The 7,173-nt window shown below is 63.4% G+C and carries 6 protein-coding genes and 2 pseudogenes; 6 read left to right on the top strand and 2 right to left on the bottom strand.

Translation table 11 applies throughout. The annotated features are described in order from the left end of the window. The 6 genes and pseudogenes from J7I89_RS24525 to J7I89_RS24500 all read left to right on the top strand — a co-directional run. A pseudogene (locus J7I89_RS24525) lies at positions 1-223 on the top strand (IS630 family transposase); the annotation flags it as partial. 500 nt (positions 224-723) lie between these two features. Continuing rightward, on the top strand, positions 724-1,689 hold the full coding sequence (locus tag J7I89_RS24520) for a L,D-transpeptidase (RefSeq protein WP_214975929.1): 966 nt from the start codon (positions 724-726) through the stop codon (positions 1,687-1,689). A 188-nt stretch (positions 1,690-1,877) separates the two neighbouring features. Beyond that, positions 1,878-2,081 carry a hypothetical protein gene (locus tag J7I89_RS24515; RefSeq protein WP_214975927.1) on the top strand — a complete coding sequence of 68 codons (204 nt, stop codon included), beginning with the start codon at positions 1,878-1,880 and terminating at the stop codon, positions 2,079-2,081. A gap of 788 nt (positions 2,082-2,869) precedes the next feature. Further along, positions 2,870-3,478 (top strand): dihydrofolate reductase family protein, encoded by a 609-nt coding sequence (locus tag J7I89_RS24510; protein WP_214975925.1) that lies wholly within the window; start codon positions 2,870-2,872, stop codon positions 3,476-3,478. A 53-nt stretch (positions 3,479-3,531) separates the two neighbouring features. Continuing rightward, on the top strand, positions 3,532-3,855 hold the full coding sequence (locus tag J7I89_RS24505; RefSeq protein ID WP_214975923.1) for a YciI family protein: 324 nt from the start codon (positions 3,532-3,534) through the stop codon (positions 3,853-3,855). Continuing rightward, positions 3,852-5,084: an RNA polymerase sigma factor gene (locus tag J7I89_RS24500; RefSeq protein ID WP_214975921.1), complete on the top strand. Its 1,233-nt coding sequence runs from the start codon at positions 3,852-3,854 to the stop codon at positions 5,082-5,084. The genes J7I89_RS24505 and J7I89_RS24500 overlap by 4 nt, the downstream gene beginning before the upstream one ends. Before the next feature lie 230 nt (positions 5,085-5,314). Here the strand turns inward: J7I89_RS24500 and J7I89_RS24495 are convergent. Both J7I89_RS24495 and J7I89_RS24490 read right to left on the bottom strand, forming a co-directional pair. Continuing rightward, positions 5,315-6,117, bottom strand: a pseudogene (locus J7I89_RS24495) (IS1595 family transposase). Between the two features lie 150 nt (positions 6,118-6,267). After that, entirely contained in the window at positions 6,268-6,654 is a 387-nt protein-coding gene (locus J7I89_RS24490) for a hypothetical protein (protein WP_214975919.1), read from the bottom strand. Between the last annotated feature and the right edge of the window lie 519 nt (positions 6,655-7,173).

Here is a 7,173-nt window from a genome sequence, read left to right as displayed (position 1 = left end):
CGCCGGGGCAGCCTCGGCGCAGCGGATGAACGACGCCTGGCCCACCGCGACGCTCGTGCACCTGCCCGTACACGCGTCATGGCTCAACCAGGTCGAGATCTACTTCTCCATCGTTCAACGCAAAGTCGTCAAGCCTCAAGACTTCCCCGATCTGGCTGCCCTCGAAGACCGGCTCCTGGCCTTCCAAGACCGCTACAACGCGACCGCGAACCCCTTCAACTGACGCTTCGGACGCATCGCGCTCCACGACCTCCTCCAACGCATCGACCGACACGACGAGGCCGCAGCCTGAACCCCCGACGAACTAACGAACATGACCACTAGCACGCCACAGCCAGCCAAGCAGAGGCCCGTCACAATGGTCACAACGAATGCTGCCTTTGCACCAGCACATGCCGTGCGCGCAGGTCCATGTAGTTTTCTCTTCCCCATGCAAGGAGCCTACGGGAGCCTGGGCAGGGGGCATGCTCGCACTACTGCGGGCTTGGCTCGATAGGTATCTACGGCTCTGAAGACCGGACTCCAACCCGTGCCGGTCCACCTGATTCAGCATTCGGCCGGATCAGGAAAGACTGACTCGATCGCATGGATTGCGTACCGGCTCGCGTCCCTGTTCCGTGAGGACGGGACGAAGGTGTTTGACGGCGTGATCGTCATCAGCGACCGCACCGTGCTGGACGGGCAGCTGCAGAAGGCAATTGAACAGCTCGAAACCGTTGCGTCATGGTTTTACGTGCAAGCAATGCGCTGGGGGCACGACTACATCCTTTTCAGGAAGTCGATGATGTCACTTATGCCCTTTATACCCTGCCATCTGCGAGCTGTGATCCGGGGACTAACCATCCATTCTTGCCTCATTGGGTTACCAAGGTTGCGCGCGCGGGTACACACTTGGACGGTCCCACTAAAACCGCGATGCAGCAGCATCGGCATATGGAGATGCATGAAGCCCGACGTCCCGTCTCACACACTGACCGCCCGTCGCTTCCGGCCGTCACGTTTCACCTTGACCAAGCGAATCTCATTTCCTCCCTGCAAGGAAGCATTGGCAACCACGCCGTGCAGCGGTTGCTGGCCAGCGACCCCGTCGTGCAGCGTTACCGCCGTCCAGGCGCGATGAATTTCGGTGACGCAAACGGGAGCGCTCTTGTCGAGAAAAGCTTCAGAAGCAAGACCAAACAGCCTTGGCTCTCGCTAATCGCGGTCACTTTCGACAGTGTCACCCTCGATGACGACGGCCTCATCATGCCGAAGGGCACAGCTACGGCGACCTATTTCGCTAACTCGCACGCCCTGGCTTCGTTTAGCGTCCGGGTTACAGGAGGCCCCTTTAATGCGCCCACCGACTCTGGAACATTTACTGTGCACCGCATTGAAGGCGTGGGATACAACGATGCTATAAGTGCCTCCAAAATGCCGAAGAGTCAACTCGAGGGGCCGAACTTTGGTGGGCGTCGGAGGTACACCAAACCCACAAAGAGTGGGGGCCAACCAGCTACGATGCATCTTGCGGTGTTTTACAACCGCGGCGAGGCGCTCCATATCGGGGGTGCGACGTTGGCCTCCCACGGCTGCGTTCACGTTGCGGACTGGGACAGGATGGCCCAGCTGAATTACCACAGTGTCATCGGCCTGACGAAGATAACGGTGGACTACTCCGGCATATCTAAATGGATCTTCGGACCCTGAGTAAATGTGATGCCTCGCTGTGGCGCGGTGGACAGTGAGTCCGCCAATCAGTATGGCTTAGTTCGAGCTCTACTACGGCGTCCAATCCCTCTTCGGCGTAGCCAGCCAGTCCCCACGCCATGGTAAGGGCACAGAAATCCATCGAACGGGTCCTATGGAACACCCGGTGACTGACCCTGGCCGCTGGGATGCCCGCCGGCGAAGCCATCGTCGGGGACCTGTCCACGGTGTCGCCGCTTTACCTGAACTCCCAGCGCATCGTATGGAACCCGTACATGGGAGACACCGCCACGGAAGGCACCCCGGCACCGCGGGACCTGTTTCGCCGCAACGAGGTCGTGTTCCGCGCCGAAATACGGGTCGGCCTGGAAAAGATGTCGGCCAACCGCTGAAAAGTCAGCCGTGTGGGCTGTCCCGCCATGAGCTCGGCGTAAGAATCCGCCTGCTCTTGCGCGTGCTGGTTCGCAACGTTACCTCCACGCAGTTTTGGCCCCGGCAACGAATCAAGGGGAAGCCACACGACCTCAAAGCCCGGCCGCGGATACACAACAGGGTAAATTGTGCCCGCGATCTTCTGCATGGACATCGGCAGACTATGCGTCTTGGCGTTCCGCACATACCGCACACCGGGCAACAACCTGCCGCCGGGGTGCGTGGCCTTAAACTTCGAATAGCCCTTTCGCCCGCGAATTTGCTCGTCGATGGTCGCGGCCCAATAGACGCATTCAGCCGCCGAGATATACAAACTCGTGATTGGGTATCTGCTTAGCTGAAGTAGCCCATTGGCGTCTCTCGATGCGGGATCGCGCTATGAGGAATGATGTTTCGGGGTGAGTTCCGGCCGGAGAACTCAGGCGTGCTCCTAACACACCGTCTGCTCAACCGAGGTCGGCTACTGGCCGTCGAGGGCTGGGAGAGCGCGCTGTCGGCGGCATGGTGTGGACGACTAGTCAGGGTCTTCGCGGTCGATCTGGTCCCAGAGCTTGTCCGCGCTGGGCGCGCTTGAGGAAGTGGAGCGCGGTCGGCAGCGTAACTGTCGTGCTGTCGGATCGCTGACGACCGGCGTCCCGGAAAGTTCTTTAAAGAAATCCGGGAGGCGGTGTCGGATCGGGGTGGTGGGGTTCGTAGCAGGGGTGAGGCCGCCCACAAGGGGCGGCGCCAAGGCAAAGGAACCGCGATCATGAAGCTGACGACAATGACTCAGGTCACCATCGATGGAGTGATGCAGGGAAACGGCGCCGCGTCGGATGACCGCAGGAACGGATTCGAGCGCGGCGGATGGGCCCGGGGGAAGGGCGACGACGAGACCAGGACGTTCATCACGCAGACCTACCAGCGCGCAGAGGCGTTCCTGTTCGGCCGGCGCACCTACGAGCTGTTCGCCGGGTCCTGGGGATCAATCGACCAGATGCGCGCACATCCCATCGGCGTGGCCTTGAACGAGGCCCCCAAGTACGTTGCCTCGACCACGCTCACCGCGCCGCGTTGGGAGGACACGACCGTTCTCCGCGGTGACCTCGCGGCGGCCATCAGCGAGCTGAAGGCCAAGCCCGGGGGTGAGCTGCAGGTGCACGGCAGTGGCACCCTGACCCAGTGGCTGCTGGAGAACGATCTGGTCGACGAGATGACTCTGATCGTGATCCCGGTGATCCTCGGCCAGGGCGCGAGACTGTTCCCGGATACCGGTCCGGATCTTGCGCTCGACCTGGTCGAGTCGCGGGTCGACTCGAAGGGCGTGACCAGCCAGGTCTACCGGCCAGCCGGGCGCCCGCGGTATGCAACGGCCTGAAGTCCCTGACCACCGAACCACGCTGTCTTGACACCACAGGAGAGGATATTCACATGCAGTACCTGGTTTCCGTGATCGATGACAAGAACAATCCCGGCAGCACGGACAGGCGGCCCGCCATCAGCGCGTTCAACGAACGACTGATCGCCGAGGGCTACTGGGTTTTCGCGGGCGGACTCGCGGACACCGACGCGGCCACGGTCATCGACAACCGGGGCGAGCAGGCGGTGTTCAGCGACGGGCCTTTCGTGGAGTCGAAGGAGTACCTCGCCGGCGTCTGGGTGTGGGAGGCCCCCGATCTGGATGTAGCACTCAAGCTCGCCACCGAGGCGTCGAAGGTCTGCGATCGGAAGATCGAAGTGCGGCCGTTCCAGTGAGCGACGTCGAGGAGGCGGTCACCCGGGCCCACCACGAGGAGTGGGCGCGGGTGGTGGCCGCCCTGACCAGGCGTTTCGGTGACCTCGACATCGCCGAGGAGGCGGCGGCCGAGGCGTTCGCAACCGCCGTCGAGCGATGGCCAGCCGACGGCGTACCCGCCAATCCCGGCGCCTGGCTGACCACCACAGCGAAGCGCAAGGCCATCGACCGGCTCCGGCGTGAGAACAAGCGCGACGACAAACAGAAGGAAGCCTGGATGCTCTACGACGACCCGCCAGAGCATCTTGGCGCCATCGACGACGACCAGCTCCGGCTGATCTTCACCTGCTGTCACCCAGCCCTCGGTATGGAGGCCCGGGTGGCGCTGACGCTGCGCATGGTCGGCGGGCTGACTGTCCCGGAGATCGCCCGCGCCTTCCTGGTCCAGGAGAGCGCCATGGGGCGGCGGATCACCCGTGCGAAGGCCAAGATCAAGGCGGCCCGCATCCCCTACCGGGTACCGACAGCGGAGGACCTCCCGACGCGCCTATCTGGTGTTCTCACTGTCGTCTACCTCGTCTTCAATGAGGGCTACCTGGCGACCGGTCCGGACACTGATCCCGTTCGTCACGACCTGACGGCCGAGGCGATCCGGCTCACCCGGATGGTGCGCCACCTCATGCCGGACGACGGTGAGGTGGCCGGGCTGCTCGCGCTGATGCTGCTCACCGAGGCCCGTCGCACCGCCCGTGTCTCGGCCGGTGGCGAACTGGTCATCCTCGACGAGCAGGACCGTGGAGCCTGGGATGCTCCGTTGATCGCCGAGGGCCATCGGCTGGTGCGCGAACGCCTTGCCGCTGCCGCGGCCGGCGAGGCTCCAGGTCGATACCAGATCCTCGCAGCGATCAACGCCGTGCACACCTCCGCCCGCGACATGCGCGACACCGACTGGTCGCAGGTCCTCGCCCTCTATGACCAGCTCGTGCGCCTCGACTCCTCGCCGGTCATCGCCCTCAACCGGGCCATCGCGGTGGCCGAGCTCGACGGCCCGGAGGTGGCACTGGCGACCGTCGGCCGTCTTGAGCACAGGTTGGCCGGCTATCACGCCTACCACGCCACCCGCGCCGACCTGCTGCTCCGGCTGGGCCGCGGCCAGGAGTCGCGCGCGGCCTACGACAAAGCCATCGACCTGGCGGGCAACACCGCCGAGGCCGCCTACCTGACACGCCGCCGCGACCAACTGCGGTAGCGCCCACGGATCCCGATCGAAACCCCGCGGGCAGCGGCGGCCCGGCCCCCGGGGCGCCCTGCCGACGCAGTCCGCAACCTATCGCGCCCGCCACGGAATTCCCCACCTTGAGCGGCCACGTAATTCCCATGGGGGACGACGTCACGCACCGCCCGCGACACTCCGGTGCCCGAGCGCATCTTGTGAAGGATCGGTCAGAGGCATGCGCGCGGGCGGCGCCGAACGGATCTTCATTCTTGGGGTGGATTCGGGTCGACGTCGTGGGGGATGACCAGGTCCTTCAGAGGCGCGGGGTCGGTGTTCGTGCACTGTTGGAGGAGCCGGTAGAACAGCAGTCCGCGGCTGGTGGAGGTGCGGCGGTTGAAGCGGAAGGTGAACTCGTCGAGGTAGTAGGCGAGCTGTTCGCGGGAGATGCCCTGGTGGAGGGTGCCATCGATCCAGCGCTTGAGCTGGGAGGCTGCCATGTGGACGGCCGGCATGTTCACGTGCGCCGGGATGTCCGAGCCGAGCTGGGTGAAGTACTCGTGCTGGTAGCCGAGGTCCGCGAAGCGCCGCAGTTGCCTGGCGGTGGACCCCGCCGATGAAGCTCTCGTCGACCTCGACCAGCCCTGAGAGCATCTCGCGGTCCGGGCGGACCATCGCACGGCGGAGCTTGTGCATCCAGACCCACGCCGTCTCATAGGAGCCGAAGCCCAGGACGCGCTGGAGTCCGAGGGCGGATACGCCGTTCTTCTGGGACGTCACGAACCAGATCGCCGCGAACCAGGTCCGCAGCGGGGTGCGGGTGCGGTCGAAGATGGTCCCGGCCGTCACCGACGTCCGTCGCGAGCACCCTTTGCACATCCACAGCCCAGCGCCCGTGCGCCAGTAGTCCGTGCCGCCACACTTCGGGCAGACGAACCCGTCGGGCCAGCGGAGTCTGGCCAGGTACTCGAAGCAGGCCTCGTCCGTGCTGAACCATTCCTGGAACTGCCCGAACGTCTTGGGGGTAGTCCACGCCTGCACGCGGCACTTGCGGCGACAAATCGGCCATACCCCAGCGTACTTCAGCTAAGCAGATACCCAATAACTCGTGGGATCGGCAGTCAGCCGAAGGCTCTCGTGCCGTGCGTGCGCTTCGCGGAAACCTCGGAGAGCCAGGGGAAGCATGGGTGTGTTCATGGCTATTTTCCCGTCTGAATTGCTATTGATTCAGCATCGTCGCGTCCTGCAGGAGATCCCTGAATTGGCAGGTCTCGGTCTGCGTGACGAGGCTGCCGTCGGCGACCTTGCTGACCGAGCGGACAGGGACTTCCCATGCGATCTGTTTCCGCAGCAGGTCGACCTGCTTGACGTCCCCGAGGAAATCGATGGAAACGATGTCGTAGGGGTGGTCGGGGACCCCGGTGAAGTGCTTCTTGCTGCTGGCTGCTACGGCCCGGAGCTGGGCTTCACACGCGTTCTTGACCTTGGAGGCGGTGGCGGCATCAACCGAGACGACGGGCTCTGCGGTGTACTGATACGGGTTGGCCTTGGGCTTTGACATCTCGATGCTGCAACTGACGATGATGCCGACCATCAGGATCAGCACGACACCCAACGCCCACAGTGCGCATCCGCCGCAGCCCGATTTGTCTTCGGCTGCTCTCCCGCAGCCTCGCCCCCAAGTTCACTCATGGGCACAATCTAACCGCTGCGGTGCGCTGTGCGGGCATCGCCCCGCCGGAGTCGAAGGTGTCCTCCGGTTCGTCGGGGTCAGGAACGCGGCGGCGTCCCTGACCCGAGCATACGGACTGTTGGGCTTCCGGCTGCTACACGGTGTGCCACGTTTCGTGGCAACATTTTGGCAACATCTGAGCCGAAAACTACGTTAAATAGCGTGATCTGGGGCCATGAAAAAACGCCTAGAATCCGCGGTTTTTACCTATTTACTCCCCTCCTGCAGCAACGAGACAACTCGCAAAAAAGGTTTCGAATCCCTCATCTGCCACATTTGAAAAACCTCCGGAACCTACTGGTTCCGGAGGTTTTTTGCTTCCCTCAGAGTGTCGGGCAGGACGCACCGGGTGGAACTTACAGTGCAGGGTCCCTAGTAGTACTTTGTTAGATG

This window comes from Arthrobacter sp. ISL-5 (genome assembly GCF_018613835.1).
GTDB lineage: Bacteria > Actinomycetota > Actinomycetes > Actinomycetales > Micrococcaceae > Arthrobacter.
Note: the sequence above shows the minus strand (reverse complement) of the source record. Positions and strands in the feature narration are given on the sequence as shown.

Coding starts and splice junctions, on each gene's coding strand:
- J7I89_RS24520 (WP_214975929.1), top strand. CDS start 724: ATGGTTTTACGTGCAAGCAATGCGCTGGGGGCACGACTACATCCTTTT.
- J7I89_RS24515 (WP_214975927.1), top strand. CDS start 1,878: ATGCCCGCCGGCGAAGCCATCGTCGGGGACCTGTCCACGGTGTCGCCG.
- J7I89_RS24510 (WP_214975925.1), top strand. CDS start 2,870: ATGAAGCTGACGACAATGACTCAGGTCACCATCGATGGAGTGATGCAG.
- J7I89_RS24505 (WP_214975923.1), top strand. CDS start 3,532: ATGCAGTACCTGGTTTCCGTGATCGATGACAAGAACAATCCCGGCAGC.